The following is a 25515-nucleotide window of genomic DNA, read 5'->3' as shown; positions in this document are numbered from 1 at the left end:
CGTCGGCCGGCCGGTCCGTCAAGATCCCGAGTCGAGCGATGCCGCGGGCGCCCCGTCGTCCGCGGCGAGATCGGCGACGACGAGATCGCGGATCCGCGGCGAGAAGGCCATGGCGACGTGGCCCATCCCCGCCACCACGATCTCGCGCGCCCCGGCGAGCCGGCTCGTCGCCTGCGGCACGACGATCTGATCGCCGGTGCTCCACACCGTGAGCGTCGGCACGTCGGTCGTCTCCACCGTGTTCAGCTCGGCGAGCCAGGGGTTGCCCGGCTCCATCTGGCGGGCGTTGCGACCGAGCCCGAGGCGGGCGACCACGGTGCCGTGATGCGGTCCGCCGAGGGTGACGAAGCGGGCAACCCGCGCCGTCCCCGCCTTGCGCATCGCCGCACGCGCCACCAACCCGCCCATCGAATGGGTCACCAGCACGACCGCGTCGGCGCCGGTCTCCGCGATGAGCGCGTCGATGCGCTCGACGAGGCGATCGGCCAGGATCTCGATGTCGGAGAACGGCGTCTCCAGCGTGATCGTCGCCACCGCGAAGCCGCGGGCCTCGAGCTGGCGGCGGATCCACCACCAGAAGCCGCGATTGCACATGTAGCCGTGGACGAGCAGCACCGGCCGCCGCCCCGGCGGCAGCCGTCCGACGGCGTCCGACCCCATCCACACCCGCTCGAACGGCATGATCACCGCGAAGGCGAGGACGACGCCGAACCATTCGGTGAGGAAATCGGCGATCGTCGGCCCTCCCACTCCCGCCGGCCGCGGCGACGCGCCGACGACGGCGATCACGTAGGCGGGCAGAAGCAGCAGCGCCTGGAGGACGAAGAAGAGCCCGACCAGTCCGACCACGGCGCCGAACCCGCCGACCTCGGCCGCGAGCGTCGGATGGAGAAGCGCCAGTACGAGGACCTCGATCGACAGGATCGCCCGCAGCACCCGTACCAACATGTCCGAACACTCCCTCTCGGCGAGCCGGCGCCGCCGAAAATCTCGCGCATATCGTAATTCTACTATCGGCCGTCATCCGCTCCGAGTCCGCTTCCTTGCGGATCGGTGCTGGTCTATTCTCGCCGCAAAACAGGGGAACCGGGACAATCCGGCCCCGAAGGGGAGAGACCGCCATGGCGACTTCGGGTCACCTGCATTTCCAGAACTACCCCGCCGGCGTACCGCACACCGTCGATGTCGAAGAGTTCCGTTCCGTCGCCGAGGTCTTCGAGAAGAGCGTCGCCGCCTACGCCGACCGCATCGCCTACATCAACATGGGCAAGGCGATCACCTATCGCGAGCTCGACGAGTTGTCGCGCCGTTTCGGCGCCTATCTGCAATCCCGCGTCGGTCTGAAGAAGGGCGCCCGCGTGGCGCTGATGATGCCCAACCTGCTGCAGTATCCGGTCGCCCTCTTCGGCGCGCTGCGCGCCGGCTGCACCGTGGTCAACTGCAATCCGCTCTACAGCGCCCGCGAGCTCCATCACCAGCTGACCGATTCCGGCGCCGAGGCGATCGTCGTCGTCGAGAACTTCGCCCACGTGGTCGCCGAGGTGGCCGACAAGACCGCCCTCAAGGCGGTGTTCACCACCGGCCTCGGCGACATGCTCGGCTTTCCCAAGGGCGCCATCGTCAATCTGGTGGTCAAACACGTGAAGAAGATGGTGCCGGCCTGGAACATCCCCGGCGCGATCTCCTTCAGCACCGCCGTGGCGGAGGGGCGCGGCCTGCCGTGGACGCCGGTTTCGACCGACCTGACGGACATCGCCTTCCTGCAATACACCGGCGGCACCACCGGCGTACCGAAAGGCGCGATGCTGACCCATGGCAACATCGTCGCCAATCTGACCCAGGCCCATGCCTGGATCCGCCCGGCGGTCGACGAGAAGGGCGAGACCATCGTCACCGCGTTGCCGCTCTACCACATCTTCGCGCTCACCGCGAACTGCCTGACCTTCATGAAGATCGGCGCCTCGAACCTGTTGATCACCAACCCGCGCGACATCCCCGGCTTCGTCAAGGAACTGGCGAAACAGAAGTTCACCGTCATCACCGGCGTGAACACGCTGTTCAACGCCCTGCTCAACAACCCCGAATTCGGCAAGCTCGACTTCTCGAAGCTGAAGCTGGTGCTCGGCGGCGGCATGGCGGTGCAGCGCCCGGTGGCCGAGCGCTGGAAGGAGGTCACCGGCACGACCCTGCTCGAGGCCTACGGCCTGACCGAGACCTCGCCGGCGGTGACCATCAACCCCCTCGATCTGCCGGCCTACAACGGCTCGATCGGCCTGCCGATCCCCAACACCGAGATCGCCCTGCGCGACGACGAGGGCAACGACGTCGCCGACGGCGAACGCGGCGAGTTGTGCGTGCGCGGGCCGCAGGTGATGAAGGGCTACTGGAACCGGCCGGACGACACCGCGGCGGTGATGACCGGCGACGGCTTCCTCAAGACCGGCGACATCGCCATCGTCGACGAGGGCGGCTTCGTCCACATCGTCGACCGCAAGAAGGACATGATCCTCGTCTCGGGATTCAACGTCTATCCCAACGAGATCGAAGAGGTGCTCGCCGCCCATCCCGGCGTGCTCGAGGCCGGCGTCGTCGGCGTCCCCGACGCCAAATCCGGCGAGGCGGTCAAGGTGGTGGTGGTCAAGAAGGACCCCGACCTCTCGGCCGAGGACCTGCTCGAGCACTGCCGCAAGAACCTCACCGGCTACAAGATGCCGCGCTACGTCGAGTTCCGCACCGAACTGCCGAAGACCAACGTCGGCAAGGTGCTGCGCCGCGCCCTGCGCGACGATCTCCCGGGCTCCGCCCCGCCGAAGTGACGGACCTCGGTTCGAAGACCGGAAGGCCGCGGCCCGCCCGCGGCCTTCGCCGTTCACGGACCACCCCTCGGCACGGCCGCGCGCCGGCCTCCCCTTCGATCGCACGGGATCACCCGCCGATGCAGAGCCGCACCGGGGGGATTGACGAATACGTCAATTCGTTATCTCAAAGGAGAGACATTCCACCTCGGCCCGTCGCCGCCCCGACGAGGAACGACGATGAAGACCAACACCTTCCGCCGCCTGATGAACCTCTGGCCGCCGTTCTTCTTCGCCGGCATCCGGGTCGCCCGGATCGCCGAAGACTGGCGCGAGGTCGAGGTCGAATTGCATCTCGGCCGGCTCAATCGCAACTATGTCGGCGTCCATTTCGGCGGTTCGCTCTTCGCCATGACCGACCCGTTCTACATGCTGATGCTGGTCCACATCCTCGGCCGCGACTACACCGTCTGGGACAAGGCGGCGACCATCGACTACGTCAAGCCGGGCCGCGGCACCGTCACCGCGCGGTTCCGCCTGGAGGACGCGCGCATCGACGAGATCCGCGCCGCCGCCGCCGACGGATCGAAGGTCCTGCCGGTCTTCCGCTGCGATGTCCACGACACCGAAGGCGATCTCGTCGCCCGCATCGATCGCACCCTCTACGTCCGCCGCAAACGCGACGCCACACCCGTGTCCTGACCCCGCCGCTCGACGGCCTTCCGACACACTCGCGAAAACCGCCCCTTGTCGGGAGGCGGCCACCGTGATCCCTTCTGCGGAGGAATCGACGGCCGGCGCGAGGCGCTCGCGGACCGAGGAGGTGTGTGCGTGTCGGGTGAGGTGGCGAGCCGGTTCGGCGTGTTGTGGCTGCAGGCGGGCGCCTGCGGCGGCTGCTCCATGGCCTTCCTCGACCACGGCCGCCGCGGTGTCTTCGCCGACCTCGAGGCCTTCGGTATCGATCTCCTGTGGCACCCCTCGCTGTCGGAGGCGACCGGCGAGGAGGTGGTGGAGATCCTCCAGGGCATCGTCGACGGCCGTGTCCCCCTCGACGCTCTGGTGGTCGAGGGTACGGTCCTCACCGCCCCGAACGGCACCGGCCGCTTCCAGATGCTCGCCGGCACCGGAGCGAGCCTGCTCGACTGGATCCGCCGGCTGGCGCCGAAGGCCCGCCACATCGTCGCCGTCGGCAGTTGCGCCGCCTTCGGCGGCATTCCCGCCGCTTCGCCCGACCCCGGCGAGGGCGTCGGCCTCCAATACGACGGAATCGACCGCGGCGGCGCGCTCGGTGCCGGCCATCGCGGCACCGCCGGCCTGCCGGTCGTCAACGTCGCCGGCTGCGCCCCCCACCCCGGCTGGATCGTCGAGACGCTGATCGCGCTGGCCGCCGGCGATCTCGCCGCGACCGATCTCGACGCGCTCGGCCGCCCGAAATTCTTCGCCGACCACCTCGCCCACCACGGCTGTTCGCGCAACGAGTTCTACGAGTTCAAGGCGAGCGCCGAGGTCGCCTCCGACCGCGGCTGCCTGATGGAGCACCTCGGCTGCAAGGCGACGCAGGCGGTCGGCGACTGCAACCAGCGCGCCTGGAACGGCTCGGGCTCCTGCACCGACGGCGGCTACGCCTGCATCGCCTGTACCTCGCCCGAGTTCGAGCGCGCCCGCGGCTTCCTGGCGACGCCGAAGATCGCCGGCATCCCCGTCGGCCTGCCGCTCGACATGCCCAAGGCCTGGTTCATGGCCCTCGCCGCCCTGTCGAAATCGGCGACGCCGAAACGGGTGCGGCTCAACGCCGTGAAGGATCACGTGGTCGTCCCACCGGGACGCGCCAAACGCTGGGGCGCGGAAGGAGGAGACGGTTGACCCGTATCGTCGTCGGACCGTTCAACCGGGTGGAAGGTGATCTCGAACTGAAACTCGACGTCGAGGACGATCGGGTCGTCGCCGCACGGGTGACGACGCCGCTCTACCGCGGCTTCGAACAGATCCTGATCGGCCGGCCGATCGGCGACGCCCTGGTGATCGCACCGCGCATCTGCGGCATCTGTTCGGTATCGCAGTCGCTCGCCGCGGCGAAGACTCTCGCCGCCTTCTCCGGCGCGGTTCCCGCCCCGAACGGCGCGCTCACCACCGCCCTCGCCCACGCCGCCGAGAATCTCGCCGACCACCTCTCGCACTTCTACCTGTTCTTCATGCCCGACTTCGCCCGCGCCGAATACGCCGGCCGAGCCTGGGCGGCGACCGTCGGCGCGCGCTTCACCGCGGTGAAGGGAAGCGCCGCCGCAGACTTCCTGCCGGCCCGCTCGCGCCTGCTCGAGATCATGGGCCTGATCGCCGGAAAATGGCCGCACAGCCTCGCCTTCCGCCCCGGCGGCACCACCCTCGCCCTCGACCTCGGCGCCAAGATGCGGCTGCGCGCCGTCCTCGCCGATGTCCGCGCCTTCCTCGAAACCACGCTCTTCGATCGGCGTCTCGAAGACATCGCCGCGATCGAGACGCCCGACGAGTTGGACCGCCTCGCCGCCGCGGGGCGGGGCGATTTCACCGTCTTCCTCAAACTCGCCGCCGATCTCGACCTCGCCCGGCTCGGCCGCGGCCCGGGCATGGTGATGAGTTACGGCGCCTACGCCGACGTCGGCAGCAGTGGCCCGTTCTTCGCCGCCGGCCTCTTCGACACCGCCACCGCGACGACCCGGCCGTTCGCCCCGGCCAACATCGTCGAGGACCCGGCTCATTCGTGGTTCGCCGGCGACGCCGGCTCCCCGAGCCGCGCCGAGACCCTGCCCGACATCGATCGCCCCGACGCCTACTCCTGGGCACGCGCCCCTCGCTACGACGGCCGTGCCGTCGAAGTCGGCGCCGTGGCTCGCCAACTGGTCGCCGGTCACCCGCTGGTCCGAGCGATGGTGGTGCGCGACGGCGGCACCACGGTCGCGAGCCGCGTCGTCGCGCGCCTGCTCGAAGTGGCGCTGGTCGTGCCGGCGATGGAGACCTGGGTCGGCGGCATCGTTCCGGCCGAGCCGTTCTGCGCCGTCGAAGGCGAACCCACCGACGGCTCCGGCATCGGCCTCGTCGAGGCGGCGCGCGGCGGCCTCGGCCACTGGATGACGGTGCGTGGCGGCCGCATCACCCGCTACCAGATCGTCGCACCGACCACCTGGAACTTCTCCCCCCGCGACGGCGACGGCCACTCCGGCCCGCTCGAGGGCGCGCTCGAGGGCACCACCCTCTCCGGCTTCGGCGCCAGAGCCGCCGCCGTCCAGCACGTGGTGCGCTCCTTCGATCCCTGCATGGTGTGCACCGCGCATTGACGCGCGCCGGTCCGCTTCGAACGGCCTCCCGCCCCCGTCGATCGCCCCCGCACGACCGGAAAGCAGCTTTTCGTCGCCGGTCGCCGCCCTGACAGCGGATCGAACCGATTCGCACCGACAAGGACGCCCCCTTGTCGCGCATCCCGTCGAAATCCGGCGGAATCCGTGGATTTCCGGAAGACGAAGAGCCGCGGGGTGAGTTGGCCCGCTCCTTGCTGTCTCTATGGTCACGACGTCCGCGACGACCCCTCGTGCATCCACCATGCAGGTCGGGAGGCGGGCGGGCGAAGACGAAGTGCCATGGGGGAGGCTCGAGATGAGTGCCGGGCAGGAAACGTTCTACGAGGTGATCCGTCGTCAGGGGATCACCCGCCGCAGCTTCACCAAGTTCTGTTCGTTGACCGCGGCGAGCCTCGGGCTCGGGCCGATGGCGGCGTCGCAGATGGCCCATGCGCTGGAAACCAAGCCGCGCATCCCGGTCATCTGGATGCACGGCCTCGAGTGCACCTGCTGCTCGGAGAGCTTCATCCGCTCGGCCCATCCGCTGGTCAAGGATGTCGTCCTGTCGATGATCTCGCTCGACTACGACGACACCATCATGGCCGCCGCCGGTCATCAGGCCGAAGCGATCCTCCAGGAGACCCGGCAGAAGTACAAGGGCCAGTACATCCTCGCCGTCGAGGGCAACCCGCCGCTCAACGAAGGCGGCATGTTCTGCATCGACGGCGGCCGGCCCTTCGTCGAGAAGCTGAAGGAGATGGCGGAAGACGCCATGGCGGTCATCGCCTGGGGCGCCTGCGCCTCGTGGGGCTGCGTCCAGGCGGCCAAGCCCAACCCGACCCAGGCGACGCCGATCGACAAGGTCATCAAGAACAAGCCGATCATCAAGGTGCCCGGCTGCCCGCCGATCGCCGAGGTGATGACCGGCGTCGTCACCTTCGTCACCACCTTCGGCCGGCTGCCCGAGCTCGACCGCCAGGGTCGGCCGAAGATGTTCTATTCGCAGCGCATCCACGACAAGTGCTACCGCCGGCCGCATTTCGACGCCGGCCAGTTCGTCGAGGAGTGGGATGACGACGGCGCCCGCAAGGGCTACTGCCTCTACAAGATGGGCTGCAAGGGCCCGACCACCTACAACGCCTGCTCCACCGTCCGTTGGAACGGCGGCGTCTCCTTCCCCATCCAGTCCGGCCACGGCTGCATCGGCTGTTCGGAAGAGGGCTTCTGGGACAAGGGCTCGTTCTACGACCGGCTCACCGGCATCAACCAGTTCGGCATCGAGGCCAACGCCGACAAGGTGGGCGCGACCGTCGCCGGCGTGGTGGCGGCCGGCGTCGCCGCCCATGCCGCGGTGACCGCGGTCAAGCGCGTGATCAAGAAGCCCGAGAACGTCGGTTGATCCGACGGTCGTCCCCGACAGGTATCGAATTCTGAGGAAACGCCGTCATGGGTATCCAGACACCGAACGGTTTCAATCTCGACAACTCCGGCAAGCGCGTCGTCGTCGATCCCGTCACCCGCATCGAGGGTCACCTACGCGTCGAGGTGAATGTCGACTCCAACAACGTCATCCGCAACGCCGTCTCCACCGGCACCATGTGGCGCGGCATCGAGGTGATCCTGCGCGGTCGCGATCCGCGCGACGCCTGGGCCTTCACCGAGCGCATCTGCGGTGTCTGCACCGGCACCCACGCGCTCACCTCGGTGCGCGCCGTCGAGAACGCCCTCGACATCAAGATCCCGGAGAACGCCAACTCCATCCGCAACATCATGCAGCTGTGCCTGCAGGTGCACGACCACCTCGTGCACTTCTATCACCTGCATGCCCTCGACTGGGTCGACGTGGTCTCGGCGCTCTCCGCCGACCCCAAGGCGACCTCGGCGCTCGCCCAGTCGATCTCCAACTGGCCGCTGTCCTCACCCGGCTACTTCAAGGACCTGCAGACCCGGCTGAAGAAGTTCGTCGAATCGGGCCAGCTCGGCCCCTTCAAGAACGGCTACTGGGGTCATCCCGCCTACAAGCTGCCGCCGGAAGCCAACCTCATGGCGGTCGCCCACTACCTGGAGGCACTCGACTTCCAGAAGGAGATCGTCAAGGTCCACACCATCTACGGTGGCAAGAATCCCCATCCGAACTGGCTGGTCGGCGGCGTGCCCTGCGCCATCAACGTCGACGGCGTCGGCGCGGTCGGCGCCATCAACATGGAACGCCTGAACCTGGTCTCGTCGATCATCGATCGCTGCATCGAGTTCACCGAACAGGTCTACATCCCCGACCTGATGGCCATCGGCTCGTTCTACAAGGACTGGCTCTACGGCGGCGGCCTGTCGTCGAAGTCGGTGATGAGCTACGGCGACATCCCCGAACATGCCAACGACTATTCGCCGGCCTCGCTGAAGCTGCCGCACGGCGTCATCCTCAACGGCAACCTGAACGAGGTGATGCCGGTCGACCTGAAGGATCCCGACCAGATCCAGGAGTTCGTCACCCACTCCTGGTACGAGTATCCGGACGAGACCAAGGGCCTGCACCCCTGGGACGGCGTCACCGTGCCCCATTACGAACTCGGTCCCAAGGCGAAGGGCACCAAGACCAACATCGAGGCGCTCGACGAGGAGGCGAAATACTCCTGGATCAAGTCGCCGCGGTGGAAGGGCAACGCCGTCGAGGTCGGCCCCCTCGCCCGCTACATCATCGGCTACGCCCAGAAGAAGCCCGAGTTCAAGGACCCGGTCGACAAGCTCCTCAAGGATCTCGGCGTGCCGGTCTCCGCCCTGTTCTCGACGCTCGGCCGCACCGCGGCGCGCGCCCTCGAGTGCCAGTGGGCGGCGCATCAGATGCGGTATTTCCAGGACAAGCTGATGGCCGCCATCAAGGCCGGCGACTCGTCCACCGCCAACACCGACAAGTGGAAGCCGGAGAGCTGGCCGAAAGAGGTCAAGGGCGTCGGCTTCACCGAGGCGCCGCGCGGCGCGCTCGGCCACTGGGTGAAGATCAAGGACGGCAAGATCGACAACTATCAGGCCGTCGTGCCGACCACCTGGAACGGTTCCCCGCGTGACCCCAAGGGCAACATCGGCGCCTTCGAGGCGTCGCTGATGGACACCCCGATGGCCGATCCCGAACAGCCCTTGGAGATCATCCGGACGCTGCACTCCTTCGATCCGTGTCTGGCGTGCTCGACCCACGTCATGAGCCCGGACGGCCAGGAGATGTCGAAGGTCACGGTTCGCTGATCCCGTGAAGACGGCGACCGGCGGGCTCCCCCGCCGGTCGCTGCGAACCTCGAGCGAAGAACGAGACGATCGCACCCGGCCGACCACGTCGACGGGGCGACCATCGGGAGGGATCCATGAACCAGATCGTCGAGTTGCAGGGCGCGCTGGACGCACACGGCGAACGCGTCGAAGCCCGCCAGACCATCTACGTCTACGAAGCCCCGGTCCGCCTGTGGCACTGGGTGAACGCGCTGTGCATCGTGGTGCTGTGCATTTCGGGCTGGTTCATCGGCTCGCCGCTGCCCTCGGTGCCGGGCGAGGCGAGCCAGAACTTCCTGATGGGCTATATCCGCTTCGCCCATTTCGCCGCCGGTCAGGTGATCGCCGTCGCCCTGCTGATGCGCATCTATTGGGCCTTCGTCGGCAACACCTACGCCCGTCAGGTCTTCTATCTGCCCTTCTGGGACAAGACCTGGCTCTGGGGCGTGTGGTTCGAGCTCAAGTGGTATCTCTTCCTCACCAAGGATCCGAAGAAGTACATCGGCCACAACCCGCTCGGGCACGTCGCGATGTTCGCCTTCATGCTGTTCCTGGTGTTCATGATCTGCACCGGATTCGCCCTCTATTCGGAAGGGACCGGCATCGACAGCTGGCAGCACGCGCTGTTCGGCTGGGTCTTCGGTATCTTCCCCAACAGCCAGGACGTCCACACCTTCCATCACCTGGGCATGTGGGCGATCGTCATCTTCGCCATCGTCCACATCTATGCGGCGGTGCGCGAGGACATCATGTCCCGCCAGAGCATGATCTCGTCGATCATTTCCGGCGAACGCGTCTTCCGCGACGACTTCAGGGACTGAGCCGATGGGTGCGCTCGATCGTCACCGTGAGCGGCGGCAGGGAGACCTCCCCCGCGTCCTCGTCCTCGGCATCGGCAACATCCTGTGGGCCGACGAAGGGTTCGGCGTGCGCGCGGTGGAGGAGTTCCACCGCCGCTATCGGGTCCCCGACCATGTCACCGTCCTCGACGGCGGCACTCAGGGGCTCTACCTCGTCAACTTCCTGCAGGAACACGACCGGCTCCTCGTCTTCGACGCCATCGACTACGGCCTCGAGCCGGGCACGATGAAGATCGTGCGCGACGACGAGGTGCCGAAATTCACCGGCGCCAAGAAGATGAGCCTGCACCAGACCGGCTTCCAGGAGGTCCTCTCCGCCGCAGACCTGCTCGCCGCCTACCCCGAGACGCTGGCGCTGATCGGTTGCCAGCCCCTCGATCTCGAGGATTGGGGCGGCCCGCTCACCGAACCGGTGCGGGCGACCCTCGACCGCGCCCTCGACGCGGCGTTGGCGATCCTCGCCGAGTGGGGTATCACGGTCGAGCCGCGCGTCGGCGAGATCGAGGCGGACGATCGCCTCCTCGCCAACGACATCGACTTCGCCGCCTACGAGCGTCGCATCGAAGCCTGAGGCGGGTGCCGCCGGCCCCGCCCGTCACGTCAGCGAGATGCGCCGGCCCGCGGATCCTCCGCGCGCCGGCTTCGTCGTCGAGAGGACCCGATCATGTGTCTCGGCATCCCCATGACCGTCGTCGAAGGCGACGACATGCAGGCCCTGGTCGAGCGGCGCGGTGAGACCCGCCGGATCTCGATGATGCTGGTCGGCGAGCAGCCGGTCGGCGCGATCGTCCTCGTCCACATCGACAGCGCCGTCCGCGTCCTCGACGCCGCCGAGGCGAAGCTCATCGACGACGGCCTCGACGGCGTCGCCGCTGCCCTGGAAGGCCGCGACTTCGAGCACCTCTTCGCCGATCTGGTCGATCGCGAGCCGCAGTTGCCGGATCACCTGCTGAAGCCGGAAAGCTGACGGACACTCCGCCCGCCGCAGCTGCCTGACCGGCCTCGGCCGCTCCATCACCGTTTCCCCGTTTCGACCCGGAAGACACACGTTCCACGGGTATGCGAGCCCATGCGCCTGCGATTTCGGGTCGACATTCTACGTGGATGACTCGCGTCCGCCGCCTCCGGCTGCCGAATTCGGTCTTGGAAATGTGATTTCCAATTATTGGAAATCCAATGATCATGGCGGACCACGGAAGCGTTTCCTCCACCCTGCCGAAACGGCGGAATCCCTAGAGATCCGCTTTCCACCGACTGGAATCGCGTTTGGCACGCGCATTGCGAAGTACGGGGAAACACCAGGGAGGACCCATGACTTCGCCACTCATCGCCGCTCTCGGTGAGCGCCACGGACTGCCGACGATCGACGAGACCACCGTCGACGCCTTCCTCGCACCCGCCGCCGGCGAGCCGGAGCACACGCTGCTGTTCTTCACCGGCGATCCGGCGACCCGCGCCGAGACGCTCGATGTCGCGGTCGTGTTGCCCGAGCTTCTCGCCGCCTTCCAGCATCGGCTGCGCGGTGCGGTCGTGGCCCGCGTCGCCGAGACCGGGCTCGCCGCTCGCTTCCGCGTCGCCGTCCACCCGAGCCTGGTGGTCACGCGTGGTGCCGACCCGGTCGCCGTCTTCCCCAAGATCCGCGACTGGTCGGAGTACATGGACAGGATCGACGCGGCGCTGGCGCCCGACGCCCCGGTCCTTCCGGCCGAGAGCCGGCCGCGCACCGAATTCACCTACACCACCGCGCACGGGGGAGAATGACCATGAAAGCGGGTTTCTGGGTCGCCCCGGAGGGCGAAGACGGCGGCGTGTCGATGATGCCGATCGGCATCGACGAGACCGCTTCGGGTTTCGCCGGCCGCTCCGGCCTGACCGGCGCCGGCACCATCTCCTTCCTCGCCACAGCGAGCGCCGCCGACCTGATCGAGCGCTGCCCGAAGGTGGCCGACCTGCTGCCGCAGCTCGTCGCCGCCCTGGAGACGCAGGCGGCCGAGGCGCCGAGCCGGCTCTTCGATCTCGCAGGCTACGGCGCCGACGACCTCACCCTGATCGGCGAGGTGCTCGGTGAAGGCGAGGTCTCCGCCACCGTGGCGCTGCCCGAGGGCGTCGTCGCCCAGGTGCAGGAATCGGTGATGGCCGGCCTGTGGCGCGTGCGCTTCACCGATGCGTCGGGTGCGCTCGTCGCCGACTACGTCGAGGCCGCCTCGATCCCGGCGGCGGTGGAGCGCGCCGCGGCGATGGCTCCGGTGCTGGAGAGCTTCGGCATCCCGCCGGAAGGCGCCATGAACGTCATGCCGGTCCTGACCGAGATCCGCGACCGCGCCGCCGCGCACGAGAAGGGTGCGGCCTCGCACACCATCACCTTCTCGCTCTTCCCCATGTCGGACGCCGACATGACCTTCCTCCAGGACAGCCTCGGCCCCGGGCCGATCCGTATCCTGTCGCGCGGCTACGGCACCTGCCGGATCGTCGCCACCGGTGCCCGCAACGTCTGGTCGGTTCAATTCTTCAACGCCATGGACACCATCGTCCTCGACACTTTGGAGATCGGCGACGTACCGGTCACGGCGCGCGCCGCGGTCGAGGACTTCCGCGATTCGGCCGAGCGTCTGAAAGAGATCGAGGAGGCCTATTTCCGATGAGTTCCTTCGAGAACTTCGGCGTGATCGGCGACGTGACGGCGGAAGCGCGCATGGAATGCGGTATCTGCTGGCACGTCTACGAGCCGGCGGAGGGCGATCCCGTCTGGCAGATCGCGGCCGGCACCGCCTTCACCGACCTGCCGGAGGACTGGCGCTGCCCCAACTGCGACGCGCCACGCTCGAAGTTCATGGCGCTCGAAGCGGAGGGAGGCGGTCGTGACGGCTGAGGCGACGCGCGAACGGCAGGCGCGCGACGCCGCGGCGGTGGCCGCCGGCGAGACCCTGGCGCGAATCTACGGCGACATCGCCGAGCGCTCGATGCGCGACCTGCCGGTCTACAATCCGAAACTTCGCGTCGAGGCCGTCGGCTTCCACGACGACGGTTTTCGAGTGATCGGCATCGTCGCCACGCCGTGGTTCATGAACGCGGTGGTCGCCGCCTCGCCGCTCGGACCGGCGGCGGTGGAGGTCTCACCCGGATCGACCGTCACCCACGACCTGCCGAGCGGTGCCTACGACTTCGTCGCCGGCACCCTCGACGGCTTCGGCCGCCTCGACAGCCTGTCGCTGTTCTCGCCGATGTTCCGTTTCGAAGACCCTGAGGCGGTCACCGCCACCGCCGAAGCGGCGATGGCGGAACTGCTTCGCCCGCCGCAGCCGGCGAAGACCGAGACCCCGGCGCCGACGGCGCTCGACCGCCGTGCCCTGCTCTTCGGCCGCAAACCGCGGAACGAGACCGCCGCGCCATGACCACCCCCACCACCTCCTTCGGTCCGGGCGCCATCGCCCTCACCGTCACCGTGGCGCCGCCCGCCGAGGGCGGCCGCGTCGAGGCGGTCCGTATCGCCTCGACCCGGCCGGTCGGCTTCTCCTCGGCGCTCTTCGTCAATCGCTCGGCCGACGAGATCCCGGCCCTGGTCGGCCGGCTCCATTCCCTCTGCGGCCTCTCCCATGCGACCGCCGCGGCCATGGCCGCCGCCGCCGCTCGCGGCGAGGACGCGACCACGGTCGCCACCGTCCGCTTCGACGGGCTCCTCGCCGAACGGCTCGGCGAACACCTGCGCTCCACCTTCCTCGGTCCGGCCGGCACCCCCCCCGGCGAGGTGCCGCGCGAGATGCTCGCCGACCTGCGCGCCGTCCTCGCCGCAACCCGCGAACTGGCGGCGACCACCGCCGAACCGATGCCCTCCGGCGCTCGCCGCGCCGCGATCGGCCGCGCCCGCGCCGGCCTCGAGCGGCTCGGTCTCGTCCTCGACCGCGCCGGCCGCCTCGACATGCCGCCGGCTTCCTGGGCCGCCGGCGTCGTCGAGCGCTTCGGCGCGGCGAGCGGCGATATCCACCTTTCCGCCGATCCGCTCACCGCCGCCGACGACGAGGCGGTGGTCGCCGCCCTCGCCGCCGATCCGACCGGCTTCGCCGCCGCACCGCGCCTCGCCGACCGCCGTCCCGAGACCGGTCCCCTCGCCCGCGCCGGCTCGGGCGAACGCATCGCCGCCCGCCTCGGCGAGATCGCCGCGGCCGGCCGTCTGCTCGACGCCCGGTCGCAGACGCGGGCCCGCGCCCTCGACGCCTGGGCGCGCGCCGCATCGATCGATTTCCGTACGGGATATGCCGCCGTGGAAAGCCCGCGCGGCCGGCTCCATCATCTCGTCCGTCTCGACGGTATCGGACGCGTCGCCTTCTATGCCATTCTGGCGCCGACAGAATGGAATTTCGGCGCCGACGGCCCCTTCGTCGCGACCATCCGGGCCAATCGGCCGACGGCGGACGATGCGGGCCGCGCTCGGGTGGAACGGATCGCCGCCGCCTTCGACCCCTGCGTCGGCTTCGCGGTGAGCGTGGAGGAACGTGGTCGTGCATGAGATGTCGCTCATGGAGAGCGTCCTCGAGATCGTCGAGGAAGAAGCGAGGAAGGCGGGCGCGACCAAGGTCAAGGCGGTGCGCCTCGACATCGGCGAACTGTCCCACGTCGAGCCCGAGGCGATGCGCTTCTGCTTCGACGCGGTGGTGCGCGGCACCATCGCCGCGGAAGCGGCGCTGGAGATCGTCCGGGTGCCGGGCCAGGGCTGGTGTATGGACTGCTGCGAGACGGTGGCGCTTTCCGAACGCTTCGGCGCCTGCCCGAAATGCGGCAATCACAGAGTTCAGATGACGTCGGGCGACGACATGCGGGTCGCCGAGTTGGAGGTGGAGTGATGTGCACGGTCTGCGGCTGCGGTCAGGCGACGGTCGAGGGCAAGAAGGTCGAAGGGCACGATCACGGCCACGGCCACGATCACCACCACCACGATCATGATCACGGACATTCCCACGACCACGATCATGTCCACGATCACGACCATGCCCACCCGCACGGCCACGACCACGTGCATGCCCACAGCCACGAGCACGACCACGGCGACGGCCACGTCCATTCCCATGCCCACATCCATGGTCACGATCACGGCCACGACCATGCGCACGCCCACGGCCATGCCCATGTGCACACCCACGACCATGATCACGGGCACGATCATTCCCACTCCCATGACCACGTGCACGGCCCGGGCTGCGGGCACGATCACGACCACGGCCACGTCGTCCGTTCGGAAGACGCGATCGACTACGGCGCCGGCCTCGCCGGCGTCCACGTTCCGGGCCTCGCGCAGGAGCGCATCGTCAAGATCGAGCGCGACATCCTCGGCAAGAACGACGGCCTCGCCCGCGCCAACCGCCGCCGCCTCGCCGAGAAGGGCGTCTTCGCCCTGAACCTCGTCTCCTCCCCCGGTTCGGGCAAGACGACGCTGCTGGTCAAGGCGATCTCGGATCTGAAGGAGAAGCACGCCATCGCCGTGGTCGAGGGCGATCAGCAGACCTCCAACGACGCCGAGCGCATCCGCGCCACGGGGGTCAGGGCGATCCAGGTCAACACCGGCAAGGGCTGCCACCTCGACGCCTCGATGGTCGGCCACGCCCTCGACGACCTCGATCTCGAGCAGAATTCGGTCCTGTTCATCGAGAACGTCGGCAATCTCGTCTGCCCGGCCGCCTTCGACCTCGGCGAGGCCCACAAGGTGGTGGTGCTGTCGGTGACCGAGGGCGAGGACAAGCCGCTCAAGTACCCGGACATGTTCGCCGCCGCCGACCTGATGCTGCTCAACAAGGCCGACCTGCTGCCGCATCTCGACTTCGACGTCGAGGCCTGCATCGCCAACGCGCTGAAGGTCAATCCGCGCCTCCAGGTGATGACCGTGTCGGCCCGCTCGGGCGAAGGCATGGCTGTCTTCTACGCCTGGATCGCCGCCCGCGCCGCGCTCGCCGCCCGCCCGGCGAACTGAGGGAACCGCCGCCGATGAACCACGGACCCGCCGGCGACGCGCTCGTTCGCCTCTTCGCCGATGGCGGAGAGGTCGAGCGGCTGCGCATCCGCCTGCGCGGTGCGGTCCAGGGCGTCGGCATGCGTCCCTTCGTCCACGGTCTCGCCGCTCGTCACGGGATCTCCGGTCTGGTGCTCAACGACGGCGACGGCGTCGTGATCGAGGCCGAGGGCACCGACGTCGCCGCTTTCGTCGCGGCGCTGACGGCGGAGAAACCGCCACTCGCCTCGATCGATTCCGTCGAGACGGAGCCGATGTCCCCGACCGGCGAGAGCGGCTTCCGCATCGTCGAGAGCGTCGCCTCCAAGGCCCGCACCCGCGTCCCCGCCGACGCCGCGACCTGCGAGGCCTGCCTCGACGACCTCTACGACCCCGAGAGCCGGTTCCACCTCTACCCCTTCGTCAACTGCACCCACTGCGGCCCGCGCTACACCATCACCGCCCATCTGCCCTACGACCGGCCGCAGACGGCGATGGCCGGCTTCCCGATGTGCGCGGCCTGCGCGAGCGACTATCGCGATCCGACGAACCGCCGTTTCCACGCCGAACCGATCGCTTGTCCGACCTGTGGACCGAAGCTGCGCGTGGTGTGGCGACGCGGGGAAGGCTCGGCGGGGCGCGGCCTCGGACCGGAAGGCGACGTTCCATCCGTCGGGCTCCCGGTCGGGCCCGCCGGTCGCTCCATCGTCCCCTCCCCCCTCGAGGAGGAGGGACAGGGAGGGGGGGCTGCGGCCCATCCGCGCGCGCCGATGGTCGAAACGAGCACCGTGCCCTCCCTCTCTGTCTCTCCCCCTCCAGGGGGGAGAGAACCGGATGAGACTGCCGACGACCAATCGGCACCTTCGCTCGAGGCGAGGTCGTCGGCGGAAGGTGGCCCTTCCCTCCCCCCCATCGCCGAGATCGTCGCGGCGCTCCGCGCCGGGAAGATCGTCGCGGTGAAGGGCATCGGCGGCTTCCATCTGATGTGCGACGCGCGCTCCGAGACTGCGGTCGCCGAACTCAGGCGGCGCAAGGCGCGCGACGCCAAGCCCTTCGCGGTGATGGTGGCCAATGCCGCTTCGCTCGACGGCATCGCCGTCGTCGGGGACGTCGAGCGCGACCTCTTCCTCTCCGCCGCCGCGCCGATCGTCGTCATGGACGCGGTGCCCGGCGCGCTCGCCCCGTCCATCGCCCCGAACCTCTCCCGCATCGGCGTCATGCGCGCCTACGCCCCGCTCCATCATCTGATCTTCCGGGAAGCCGTCGGGGGCGAGGTGGCCGCCCGCGATCGTGAGGCGGCGAACGATTTCGTCGTCGTCGCCACTTCGGCCAATCCCGGTGGCGAACCGCTGGTCATCGACGACGCCGACGCCCGCCGCCGCCTCGGCGGCATCGCCGACCTGATCGTCGGCCACGACCGGCCGATCGTCATCCGCGCCGACGACTCGGTTGCCCAGGTGATCGCCGGCAAGCCGAGCCTGATCCGCCGCGCCAAGGGCTTCGTGCCCAACCCCGTCGATCTCGGATCGGACGGCCCGGTGGTGCTGGCGACCGGCGCCCACCTCAAGGCGACCGTCACCGTCACCCGCGGCCGCGAGGCCTTCGTCTCGCAACATGTCGGCGATCTCGACACCGTCGAGACGGTGAAGTTCTACCGCGAGACCGCGGCCCACCTCCTGTCGCTCCTCGACGTGAAGCCGGAGATCGTCGCCTGCGATCTCCATCCCGACTTCCGCTCGTCGCGGTTCGCCCTCGAGTTCGACGCGCCCGTCCTGCCCGTTCAGCACCACGCCGCCCATGTCGCGGCCATCGCCGCCGAGCACGGCATCGTCGAGCCGATCCTCGGCCTCGCCCTCGACGGCATCGGCCACGGCGACGACGGGTCGGCCTGGGGCGGCGAGTTCATCCGCGTCTCCGGCGCCTCCTGGCGGCGCCTCGGCCATCTCGCCCCGCTGGCGCTGCCCGGCGGCGACAAGGCGGCGCGCGAGCCCTGGCGCATGGCGGTCGCCGCCCTGCACGCCATCGGCGAGGCCGAACGCGCCCGCGCCCTCTTCGCCGACGAACCGCTTCTCGCCCCCCTTCTCGCCCGCCTCGACACCGGACGCGAGGCGACCACCACCTCGCTCGGCCGGCTCTTCGACGCCGTCGCCGGCCTCGCCGGCTTGCGCCGCCGCCAGGACCACGAGGGTCAGGCGGCGATGGAGCTCGAAGCCCTGATGGTCGAAGCGAAACACGGCAGCGGCCTGTTCCGGCTGGCGAACGGCGTCCTCGACTTCTCGCCGCTCCTGGTCGAACTCGCCCGGCCGGGTGTGCGCCCGCGCTGTGTCGCCGAGTTCTTCCACGGCACGCTGATCGACGGCCTCGCGACCCTGGTCGCCACCCACGCCCGGCATGGCGAGGCGATCGCGCTGGGCGGCGGTTGCCTGATGAACCGGGTGCTGGCCGAAGGCCTCGTCGCGGCACTGACCGCGCGCGGCTTCCGTCCGCTTCTCGCTCATGCCGTTCCCGCCAACGACGGCGGCCTGTCGCTCGGCCAGGCGGCCCTCGCCCGTGCCCATGCCGCATCCCGACCGACACCGAAGATCCCCTGAAGAGGAGACGTCCCCCCATGTGTCTCGCCATCCCCGCTCTGGTGAGCGAACTGCTCCCCGACGACATGGCCAAGGTCAGTCTCGACGGCGTCACCAAGGAGATCTCGATCGCCATGGTCGAGGACGTGAAGCCCGGCGACTACGTCATCATCCACGTCGGCTATGCGCTGTCGAAGATCGACGCCGACGAGGCCGAGAAGACTCTGGCCCTGCTCGCGGAAGCCGGCGCACTCCAGGGAGCGGCCGAATGAAATACGTCGACGAATACCGCGACGGCAAACTCGCCCGCGCCATCGCCGAGACCATCCGCGCCGAAGCGGATCCGGCGAAGACCTACCATTTCATGGAGTTCTGCGGCGGCCACACCCATGCGATCTCGCGCTACGGCCTCGAGGACCTGCTGCCGGCCAACGTGCGCATGATCCACGGCCCCGGCTGCCCGGTCTGCGTCCTGCCGATCGGCCGCATCGACGAGGCGCTGGAGCTGGCGAAGAACCCGAGGGTGACGCTCCTCACCTACGCCGACCTGATGCGCGTGCCCGGCTCCAAGGGCCGCAGCCTCCTCAAGGCCAAGGCCGAGGGCTGCGACATCCGCATGATCTATTCGACCCTCGACGCCATCCGCATCGCCGAGGAGAACCCCGATCGCGAGGTGGTGTTCTTCGCCATCGGCTTCGAGACGACCACCCCGCCGACGGCGCTGGCGCTCAAGACGGCCGAGAAGAAGGGGCTCACCAACTTCTCGGTGTTCTGCAACCACGTGCTCACCCCCTCGGCGATCCGCGCCATCCTCGAGGCGCCGGCGACCGGCAAGCTACCGCCGGTGAAGATCCAGGGCTTCATCGGCCCGGCCCACGTCTCGGTGGTGATCGGCTCGAAGCCCTACGAGACCTTCGTCGAGGAATTCGGCCAGCGCATCGTCGTCTCCGGCTTCGAGCCGCTCGACGTCATGCAGTCGGTGCTGATGCTGGTGCGCCAGGTCAACGAGGGTCGCGCCGCGGTCGAGAACCAGTACATCCGCGCCGTGGTGCCGGAGGGCAACGTCGCCGCCCAGAAGCTCTGCGACGACGTCTTCGATCTCCGCGACCGCTTCGAATGGCGCGGCCTCGGCTACATCGACAACTCGGCGCTGAAGCTGCGCGACGAATACGCCCGCTTCGACGCCGAGAAGCGCTTCGCGGTGACACGGATCCACGCCTCCGACAACCCGGCCTGCGAATGCGGCGTCATCCTCATCGGCGCCAAGCAGCCGGCCGACTGCAAGCTCTTCGGCACGGTGTGCACCCCCGAGACCCCGATGGGCTCCTGCATGGTGTCCTCGGAAGGCGCCTGCGCCGCCCACTGGACCTACGGCCGCTTCCGCGACAAGGCCAAGAATCAGGACGAACGGAGAAGAGCGTCGTGAACGCCCCGAACGAACCCCGCCTGCGCCACCGCAAGATGGACGTGAAGTCCGGCCGCGTCGACCTCTCGCACGGGTCGGGCGGCCGCGCCATGGCGCAGCTCATCGCCGAGATCTTCCACGAGGCCTTCGCCAACGAATATCTGGCGCAGGGCAACGATCAGGCGACCTTCGCCGCCCCGGCCCCGACCGGCGGCCGCATGGTGATGACCACCGACGGCTACGTCGTCTCGCCGATCTTCTTCCCCGGCGGCGACATCGGCTCGCTCGCCGTCCACGGCACCATCAACGACGTCGCCATGGGCGGCGCCCGGCCGGTGGCGCTCTCCGCCTCCTTCATCATCGAGGAGGGCTTCCCGCTCGCCGACCTGCAGCGCATCGCCCGCTCGATGGGCGAGGCGGCGCGCGACGCCGGCGTGCCGATCGTCACCGGCGACACCAAGGTGGTCGAACGCGGCAAGGCCGACGGCGTCTTCATCTCCACCGCCGGCATCGGCGTCGTCGCCGACGGCCTGGAGCTCGGCGGCCACCTCGCGCGCCCCGGCGACAAGGTGGTCGTCTCCGGCTCGATCGGCGATCACGGCGTCGCCATCATGTCGAGCCGCGAGAACCTCACCTTCGACACCGCCATCCTCTCCGACAGCGCTGCGCTGCACCGGCTCACCGAGGTGATGATCGCCGCCGCCGGCCCGTCGCTGAAGCTGATGCGCGACCCGACCCGCGGCGGCCTCGCCGCGACGCTGAACGAGGTGGCGAACCAGTCCGGCGTCGGCATCCGCATCGAGGAGGATGCGATCCCGATCAAGGCGGAAGTGGCGGCGGCCTGCGAGTTCCTCGGCCTCGATCCCTTGAACGTCGCCAACGAGGGCAAGCTGATCGCCGTGGTCGATCCGGGCGCGGCGGAAGCGATCGTCGCGGCGATGCGCGCCCACCCGCTCGGGCGGGACGCGGCGGTCATCGGCGAGGTGATCGAGGACGATCAGCGCTTCGTCCAGATGACCACCGCTTTCGGCGGCGGCCGCATCGTCGATTGGCTCTCCGGCGAGCAACTGCCGCGTATCTGTTGAGGCGGGACCCATGCCCCACGACCCGATCCGCGACACCCACGCCCATCGCCGCCCCGCCTCGAGCCCGGGCAGCGGCGCCACCGTGCTCGTCATCGACGACGAGATCCGCTCGCTCGAAGCGATCCGCCGCGTCCTCGCCGAGGAGTTCGAGGTCATCTCGGTACGCGGCGCCGAGGAGGCCGCCGAGGTGCTGGCCGGCGAGATGGTGCAGGTCATCCTCTGCGACCAGCGCATGCCCGGCGAGAACGGCGTCGACTTCCTCAAGCGCGTCCGCGATCAGTGGCCCGACCCGGTCCGCATGATCATCTCCGGCTACACCGACTCGGAGGACATCATCGCCGGCGTCAACGAGGCCGGCATCTACCACTACATCACCAAGCCCTGGCACCCGGAGAAGCTCGTCGCCTCGGTGCGCGAGGCCGCCACCCTCTACAAGCTGCAACGCGAGACCGGCGCCGCCCCGCTCGACACCAAACCGAGCCGCGAGCGCCTGACGAAGGTGGTCGCCGACAAGCGCAAGGCGGAACGCCGCTTCTGGGAATTCGACCGCATCGTCCACCAGCCGACGAGCCCGGTCGCCGGCGTCCTGGCGCTCGCCCGCCGCGCCACCGAATACGACATCTCGGTGCTGATCACCGGCGCCTCGGGGACGGGTAAGGAACTCCTCGCCCGCGCCATCCATCACGGCTCGGGCCGCGCCGAACAGGCCTTCGTCGTCGAGAACTGCGGCGCGTTGCCCGACGAATTGCTGGAAAGCGAACTCTTCGGCTGCAAGAAGGGCGCCTTCACCGGCGCCTATCAGGACCGCATCGGCCTCTTCGAGGTCGCCGACGGCGGCACCATCTTCCTCGACGAGATCGGCGAGACCTCGCCCGCCTTCCAGGTCAAGCTGTTGCGCGTCCTCCAGGAGGGCGAGATCCGCCCGCTCGGCGCCCAACGCACCCGCAAAGTCGACGTCCGCGTCGTCGCCGCCACCAACCGCGACCTCCTCGCCGACGTCGACGCCGGCCGCTTCCGTCGCGATCTCTACTATCGCCTCGCCGCCTTCCCCATCCATCTGCCCTCGCTCGCCGAGCGGCCGATGGATGTGCCGCCGATCGCCGATCGCATCCTCGCCGAGGTCAACCAGTCCTTCCGCCGCGAAGTTCCCGGCTTCGAGCCGGCGACCGTGACGGCCCTCATGGCCTACGATTGGCCCGGCAACGTGCGCGAGCTCCACAACGAGATCCAGCGCATGGTCGCCCTCTCCGACGGCGACCGCCCGCTCGAACCCCACCTCCTCTCGCCCCGCATCGCCGCACCGGGCGACGCCTGCGCCGCGCCGTCGCCGATGGCCGACGGCCGCCTGCAGCTCAAGGATCGCGTGGAGGCATTGGAGAAGCAGGTGATCGCCGAGACCCTCGATCGGCTCGGCGGCAACATCTCGCGCGTCGCCGCCGAACTCGGCTTGTCGCGGGTCGGCCTGCGCGCCAAGATCCACCGCTACGATCTGAAGCGGGATTTCGAGGATGACGACCGAGACTGATCCGCGTCGTCCCGAGAACCTGCTCGCCCACGTCATGCCCGGCGAGGAACCGGCGCTCGACGGCGAAGGCGAGGCGATGTGGATCGACGTCATCGCCAAGATGGACGCGGTCTATTCCGATCTCCTGCGCTACGAGGTCGATCTCGAGGCCAAGAACTCCGAACTCGAGGCGGCCGAGGGCTTCATCTCGTCGGTGATCGCCTCGGTCTCCGACATCCTGGTGGTGGTCGACGACCGTGGCGTGGTGGTCCAGGTCAATCCCGCCTTCGTCCGCCTGATCGCCCGCCCGTCCACCGAACTCGTCGGCCGACCGCTCACCGAACTGGTGGTGGAGAGCGACGCGGCGCGGGCCCGCGCCGCCCTCGTCTCCGGCGCCGAAGGCGAGGTGCGCGAACTCGAACTCTCTTTCCGCACCCCCGTCGGCCCCTCCGATCTGATGGCGGTCAACTGTTCGGCCCGCTTCGATCACAACGGCCGACGCGTCGGTGCGGTGCTCACCGGTCGGCCGATCGGCGAGCTGCGCCGCGCCTACGAGGCCCTCCACAAGGCCCACCTCGAGCTGCAACAGGCCCAGCGCAAGCTGGTCGAGCAGGAGAAGATGGCGAGCCTCGGCCGTCTGGTCGCCGGCGTCGCCCACGAACTCAACAACCCGATCAGCTTCGTCTACGGCAACATCCACACCCTCGAGCGCTACCGCCGCAACCTCGAGACCTACATCCACGACCTGCGCGGGCTCGCCGACCCGCGCGCCGTCGCCCGCCTCGATCGCGAGGCGCGCATCGACGCCGTCCTCGCCGATCTCGGACCGCTGATCGAGGGGACGCTCGAAGGCGCGGTGCGCATCTCCGAGATCGTCAAGAACCTGCGTCGGCTCTCCTTCTCGCGCTCCAACCAGCGCGAAGCGATCGACCTCACCCGCCTGATCGGCACCGCGGCCCACTGGGCCGTCCGCGCCAAGAACGTCCGCGCCCGCCTCGACACCGACATCGAGCCGGGCCTGACGGTCGAGGGGCAGGAGGGCCAGATCCACCAGGTGCTGATCAACCTCATCGACAACGCCCTCGACGCGGTTCGCGCCGCCGCCGATCCGCACATCACCATCACCTCCCGGTCGCAGGACGGCGAGGTGGTGATCGAAGTCGCCGACGACGGCGCCGGCATCGCCGACGAGGTCGCCGACAAGATCTTCGAACCCTTCTTCACCACCAAGACGGTGGGTGAGGGCACCGGCCTCGGCCTGTGGATCTCCTATTCCATCGCCCGCGACCACGGCGGCTCGCTCACCGCCGCCAACCGCCCCGAAGGCGGCGCCGTCTTCCGCCTCACCCTCCCCCGCCACGCCCCACCCGGGGCCGGCGCCGGCGGGTGAGACGCGGGTCACGTCGTTCACGCACGTGCTTCCCGCGACCGGGTGGCCACCCCTCCGCCACCCTTGACGCCCTCGCCTCGTTGTACGACTGTCTCACAAGCGTGCCACTCCGCTCGGAGGGCTCGGCGAGGGCGACGCGAGGGGGCGGCATGAGGGAAGATTCGATCGATCCGGTGATCCCGACCGACGAAGCCTCGATCACCCGGGCCGTCAGTCTACCGGCGTGGATCTATCGCGATCCCGAATATTTCGCCGTCGAATGCGACGAGGTGCTGCGCCCGTCCTGGCAGGTGGTCTGCCATCTCGCCGATGTGCCCGACCCCGGCGACTTCCAGACCTTCGATTTCATCGGCGAGCACATCGTCGTGGTGCGCGGCGACGACGGAGAGGTCCGCGCCTTCCACAACGTCTGCCGCCATCGCGCCGCGCGCATCCTCGACGGCACCCACGGCAACTGCGGGCGCACCATGATGTGCCCCTATCACGCCTGGAGCTACGACCTCGAGGGCCGGCTCGTCGGCCTGCCGTTCCGCAAGAGCTTCGCCGTCGACCCCGCCGACCTCGGTCTGAAGCCGGTCGAGATGGAGATCTGGCACGGCTTCGTCTTCGTCCGGCTGGAGAGCGGTGGTCCCTCGGTCGCCGAGATGATGAGCCCCTACGAGCACGAGGTGGCGCCCTACCGCTTCGAGGACCTCGTCCCGCACGGCCGGGTGACGCTGCGCCCGCGCGCCGTCAATTGGAAGAACATCGCCGACAACTACTCGGATTCGCTCCACATCCCCATCGCCCACCCCGGCCTCACCCGCCTCTTCGGCAAGGGCTACCGCATCGAAGCGACCGAATGGGTCGACAAGATGTGGGGCCAGCTGCGCGACGACCCGTCGGAGAACCTTTCCGAGCGCCTCTATCAGCGCCTGCTGCCCGACGTCGCCCACCTGCCGGCCGAGCGCAAACGGTTGTGGACCTACTTCCGCCTGTGGCCCAACGTCGCCTTCGACATCTATCCCGATCAGGTCGATTTCATGCAGTTCGTCCCCGTCTCGGCGACCGAGACGATGATCCGCGAGATCGCCTACGTCTTCCCCGACGACCGTCGCGAGATGAAGGCGGCGCGCTGGCTCAACTGGCGCATCAATCGGCTGGTCAACGCCGAGGACACCGACCTCGTCAATCGCGTCCAGGCCGGTATGGGCTCGCGCGCCTACGAGGTCGGCCCGCTCGGCGCCGAAGAAGTGTGCCTGAAGCACTTCGCCACCAAGACCCGTCGGCTGGTGCCGGAAGCCCGCCTCGACCGCGCCCCACCGCGCGGCTGGAGCCTGCGGCGGGCCGGAAATCGATGAAGGATCCGGCCCCCGGCCGG

24 protein-coding genes are annotated in these 25515 nt (G+C 69.0%); 23 read left to right on the top strand and 1 reads right to left on the bottom strand.

Annotated elements, in window-relative coordinates:
* Window positions 1–18: 18 nt before the first annotated feature.
* The gene (locus tag V7Q42_RS10640; RefSeq protein WP_333824020.1) at window positions 19–948 is read right to left on the bottom strand and encodes an esterase/lipase family protein; all 930 of its coding nucleotides are present in this window, start codon (window positions 946–948) and stop codon (window positions 19–21) included.
* 173 nt (window positions 949–1121) lie between these two features.
* Between V7Q42_RS10640 and V7Q42_RS10635 the strand changes: the two genes are divergently transcribed.
* The 23 genes from V7Q42_RS10635 to V7Q42_RS10520 all read left to right on the top strand — a co-directional run bounded on the left by V7Q42_RS10635 (window position 1122) and on the right by V7Q42_RS10520 (window position 25495).
* Window positions 1122–2816 (top strand): long-chain-fatty-acid--CoA ligase, encoded by a 1695-nt coding sequence (locus V7Q42_RS10635; RefSeq protein WP_333824018.1) that lies wholly within the window; start codon window positions 1122–1124, stop codon window positions 2814–2816.
* 219 nt (window positions 2817–3035) lie between these two features.
* Window positions 3036–3497, top strand: coding sequence for a DUF4442 domain-containing protein (locus tag V7Q42_RS10630; RefSeq protein WP_333824017.1), 462 nt, complete (start codon window positions 3036–3038; stop codon window positions 3495–3497).
* A gap of 123 nt (window positions 3498–3620) precedes the next feature.
* The gene (locus V7Q42_RS10625; RefSeq protein ID WP_442958185.1) at window positions 3621–4658 is read left to right on the top strand and encodes a HupU protein; all 1038 of its coding nucleotides are present in this window, start codon (window positions 3621–3623) and stop codon (window positions 4656–4658) included.
* A complete protein-coding gene (locus V7Q42_RS10620) occupies window positions 4655–6106 on the top strand; it encodes a nickel-dependent hydrogenase large subunit (protein WP_333824015.1) in 1452 nt (483 codons plus the stop codon). The genes V7Q42_RS10625 and V7Q42_RS10620 overlap by 4 nt, the downstream gene beginning before the upstream one ends.
* Before the next feature lie 316 nt (window positions 6107–6422).
* Window positions 6423–7505 (top strand): hydrogenase small subunit, encoded by a 1083-nt coding sequence (locus V7Q42_RS10615; RefSeq protein WP_333824014.1) that lies wholly within the window; start codon window positions 6423–6425, stop codon window positions 7503–7505.
* A gap of 47 nt (window positions 7506–7552) precedes the next feature.
* A complete protein-coding gene (locus V7Q42_RS10610) occupies window positions 7553–9343 on the top strand; it encodes a nickel-dependent hydrogenase large subunit (RefSeq protein WP_333824013.1) in 1791 nt (596 codons plus the stop codon).
* Window positions 9344–9459: 116 nt separating this feature from the next.
* Complete coding sequence (gene cybH / locus V7Q42_RS10605) at window positions 9460–10185, top strand: Ni/Fe-hydrogenase, b-type cytochrome subunit (RefSeq protein WP_333824012.1); 726 nt, start codon at window positions 9460–9462, stop codon at window positions 10183–10185.
* Between the two features lie 4 nt (window positions 10186–10189).
* On the top strand, window positions 10190–10795 hold the full coding sequence (locus V7Q42_RS10600) for a HyaD/HybD family hydrogenase maturation endopeptidase (RefSeq protein ID WP_333824011.1): 606 nt from the start codon (window positions 10190–10192) through the stop codon (window positions 10793–10795).
* 93 nt (window positions 10796–10888) lie between these two features.
* Window positions 10889–11191 (top strand): HypC/HybG/HupF family hydrogenase formation chaperone, encoded by a 303-nt coding sequence (locus V7Q42_RS10595; RefSeq protein ID WP_333824010.1) that lies wholly within the window; start codon window positions 10889–10891, stop codon window positions 11189–11191.
* A gap of 344 nt (window positions 11192–11535) precedes the next feature.
* Complete coding sequence (locus V7Q42_RS10590; protein ID WP_333824009.1) at window positions 11536–11985, top strand: hydrogenase accessory protein; 450 nt, start codon at window positions 11536–11538, stop codon at window positions 11983–11985.
* A gap of 2 nt (window positions 11986–11987) precedes the next feature.
* Window positions 11988–12866, top strand: coding sequence for a hydrogenase expression/formation protein (locus tag V7Q42_RS10585; protein ID WP_333824008.1), 879 nt, complete (start codon window positions 11988–11990; stop codon window positions 12864–12866).
* Entirely contained in the window at window positions 12863–13093 is a 231-nt protein-coding gene (locus V7Q42_RS10580) for a rubredoxin (protein WP_333824007.1), read from the top strand. The genes V7Q42_RS10585 and V7Q42_RS10580 overlap by 4 nt, the downstream gene beginning before the upstream one ends.
* Window positions 13083–13616 carry a [NiFe]-hydrogenase assembly chaperone HybE gene (hybE, locus tag V7Q42_RS10575; RefSeq protein ID WP_333824006.1) on the top strand — a complete coding sequence of 178 codons (534 nt, stop codon included), beginning with the start codon at window positions 13083–13085 and terminating at the stop codon, window positions 13614–13616. The genes V7Q42_RS10580 and hybE overlap by 11 nt, the downstream gene beginning before the upstream one ends.
* Window positions 13613–14728: a nickel-dependent hydrogenase large subunit gene (locus tag V7Q42_RS10570; RefSeq protein ID WP_333824005.1), complete on the top strand. Its 1116-nt coding sequence runs from the start codon at window positions 13613–13615 to the stop codon at window positions 14726–14728. Before hybE ends, V7Q42_RS10570 begins: the two co-directional genes overlap by 4 nt.
* Window positions 14721–15062 (top strand): hydrogenase maturation nickel metallochaperone HypA, encoded by a 342-nt coding sequence (hypA, locus tag V7Q42_RS10565; protein ID WP_333824004.1) that lies wholly within the window; start codon window positions 14721–14723, stop codon window positions 15060–15062. Before V7Q42_RS10570 ends, hypA begins: the two co-directional genes overlap by 8 nt.
* Window positions 15062–16183 carry a hydrogenase nickel incorporation protein HypB gene (gene hypB, locus V7Q42_RS10555; protein WP_442958184.1) on the top strand — a complete coding sequence of 374 codons (1122 nt, stop codon included), beginning with the start codon at window positions 15062–15064 and terminating at the stop codon, window positions 16181–16183. Before hypA ends, hypB begins: the two co-directional genes overlap by 1 nt.
* A gap of 14 nt (window positions 16184–16197) precedes the next feature.
* On the top strand, window positions 16198–18792 hold the full coding sequence (locus V7Q42_RS10550) for a carbamoyltransferase HypF (RefSeq protein WP_333824003.1): 2595 nt from the start codon (window positions 16198–16200) through the stop codon (window positions 18790–18792).
* Window positions 18793–18809: 17 nt separating this feature from the next.
* Entirely contained in the window at window positions 18810–19043 is a 234-nt protein-coding gene (locus V7Q42_RS10545; RefSeq protein ID WP_333824002.1) for a HypC/HybG/HupF family hydrogenase formation chaperone, read from the top strand.
* Window positions 19040–20197 carry a hydrogenase formation protein HypD gene (hypD, locus tag V7Q42_RS10540; RefSeq protein ID WP_333824000.1) on the top strand — a complete coding sequence of 386 codons (1158 nt, stop codon included), beginning with the start codon at window positions 19040–19042 and terminating at the stop codon, window positions 20195–20197. Before V7Q42_RS10545 ends, hypD begins: the two co-directional genes overlap by 4 nt.
* 35 nt (window positions 20198–20232) lie before the next feature.
* Window positions 20233–21261 (top strand): hydrogenase expression/formation protein HypE, encoded by a 1029-nt coding sequence (gene hypE / locus V7Q42_RS10535; RefSeq protein ID WP_333824034.1) that lies wholly within the window; start codon window positions 20233–20235, stop codon window positions 21259–21261.
* Between the two features lie 10 nt (window positions 21262–21271).
* On the top strand, window positions 21272–22786 hold the full coding sequence (locus V7Q42_RS10530) for a sigma-54-dependent transcriptional regulator (protein ID WP_333823998.1): 1515 nt from the start codon (window positions 21272–21274) through the stop codon (window positions 22784–22786).
* A complete protein-coding gene (locus V7Q42_RS10525) occupies window positions 22770–24155 on the top strand; it encodes a sensor histidine kinase (RefSeq protein WP_333823996.1) in 1386 nt (461 codons plus the stop codon). Before V7Q42_RS10530 ends, V7Q42_RS10525 begins: the two co-directional genes overlap by 17 nt.
* Before the next feature lie 149 nt (window positions 24156–24304).
* The gene (locus V7Q42_RS10520; protein ID WP_333823995.1) at window positions 24305–25495 is read left to right on the top strand and encodes an aromatic ring-hydroxylating oxygenase subunit alpha; all 1191 of its coding nucleotides are present in this window, start codon (window positions 24305–24307) and stop codon (window positions 25493–25495) included.
* Window positions 25496–25515 lie beyond the last annotated feature (20 nt).

This window comes from Pinisolibacter sp. (genome assembly GCF_036782435.1).
Lineage (GTDB): Bacteria > Pseudomonadota > Alphaproteobacteria > Rhizobiales > Ancalomicrobiaceae > CALBKH01.
This window is presented reverse-complemented; position numbering and strand designations above follow the sequence as displayed.

Bases quoted from the DNA above. Each gene is read 5' to 3' on its own strand.
- V7Q42_RS10635 (WP_333824018.1), top strand. From the start codon at position 1,122: ATGGCGACTTCGGGTCACCTGCATTTCCAGAACTACCCCGCCGGCGTA.
- V7Q42_RS10570 (WP_333824005.1), top strand. From the start codon at position 13,613: ATGACCACCCCCACCACCTCCTTCGGTCCGGGCGCCATCGCCCTCACC.
- V7Q42_RS10525 (WP_333823996.1), top strand. From the start codon at position 22,770: ATGACGACCGAGACTGATCCGCGTCGTCCCGAGAACCTGCTCGCCCAC.
- V7Q42_RS10550 (WP_333824003.1), top strand. From the start codon at position 16,198: ATGAACCACGGACCCGCCGGCGACGCGCTCGTTCGCCTCTTCGCCGAT.
- V7Q42_RS10520 (WP_333823995.1), top strand. From the start codon at position 24,305: ATGAGGGAAGATTCGATCGATCCGGTGATCCCGACCGACGAAGCCTCG.
- cybH (WP_333824012.1), top strand. From the start codon at position 9,460: ATGAACCAGATCGTCGAGTTGCAGGGCGCGCTGGACGCACACGGCGAA.
- V7Q42_RS10530 (WP_333823998.1), top strand. From the start codon at position 21,272: ATGCCCCACGACCCGATCCGCGACACCCACGCCCATCGCCGCCCCGCC.
- V7Q42_RS10590 (WP_333824009.1), top strand. From the start codon at position 11,536: ATGACTTCGCCACTCATCGCCGCTCTCGGTGAGCGCCACGGACTGCCG.
- hypD (WP_333824000.1), top strand. From the start codon at position 19,040: ATGAAATACGTCGACGAATACCGCGACGGCAAACTCGCCCGCGCCATC.
- V7Q42_RS10610 (WP_333824013.1), top strand. From the start codon at position 7,553: ATGGGTATCCAGACACCGAACGGTTTCAATCTCGACAACTCCGGCAAG.
- V7Q42_RS10630 (WP_333824017.1), top strand. From the start codon at position 3,036: ATGAAGACCAACACCTTCCGCCGCCTGATGAACCTCTGGCCGCCGTTC.
- V7Q42_RS10600 (WP_333824011.1), top strand. From the start codon at position 10,190: ATGGGTGCGCTCGATCGTCACCGTGAGCGGCGGCAGGGAGACCTCCCC.
- V7Q42_RS10595 (WP_333824010.1), top strand. From the start codon at position 10,889: ATGTGTCTCGGCATCCCCATGACCGTCGTCGAAGGCGACGACATGCAG.
- V7Q42_RS10545 (WP_333824002.1), top strand. From the start codon at position 18,810: ATGTGTCTCGCCATCCCCGCTCTGGTGAGCGAACTGCTCCCCGACGAC.
- V7Q42_RS10585 (WP_333824008.1), top strand. From the start codon at position 11,988: ATGAAAGCGGGTTTCTGGGTCGCCCCGGAGGGCGAAGACGGCGGCGTG.
- hypB (WP_442958184.1), top strand. From the start codon at position 15,062: ATGTGCACGGTCTGCGGCTGCGGTCAGGCGACGGTCGAGGGCAAGAAG.
- V7Q42_RS10580 (WP_333824007.1), top strand. From the start codon at position 12,863: ATGAGTTCCTTCGAGAACTTCGGCGTGATCGGCGACGTGACGGCGGAA.
- V7Q42_RS10615 (WP_333824014.1), top strand. From the start codon at position 6,423: ATGAGTGCCGGGCAGGAAACGTTCTACGAGGTGATCCGTCGTCAGGGG.
- V7Q42_RS10640 (WP_333824020.1), bottom strand. From the start codon at position 948: ATGTTGGTACGGGTGCTGCGGGCGATCCTGTCGATCGAGGTCCTCGTA.
- hypE (WP_333824034.1), top strand. From the start codon at position 20,233: ATGGACGTGAAGTCCGGCCGCGTCGACCTCTCGCACGGGTCGGGCGGC.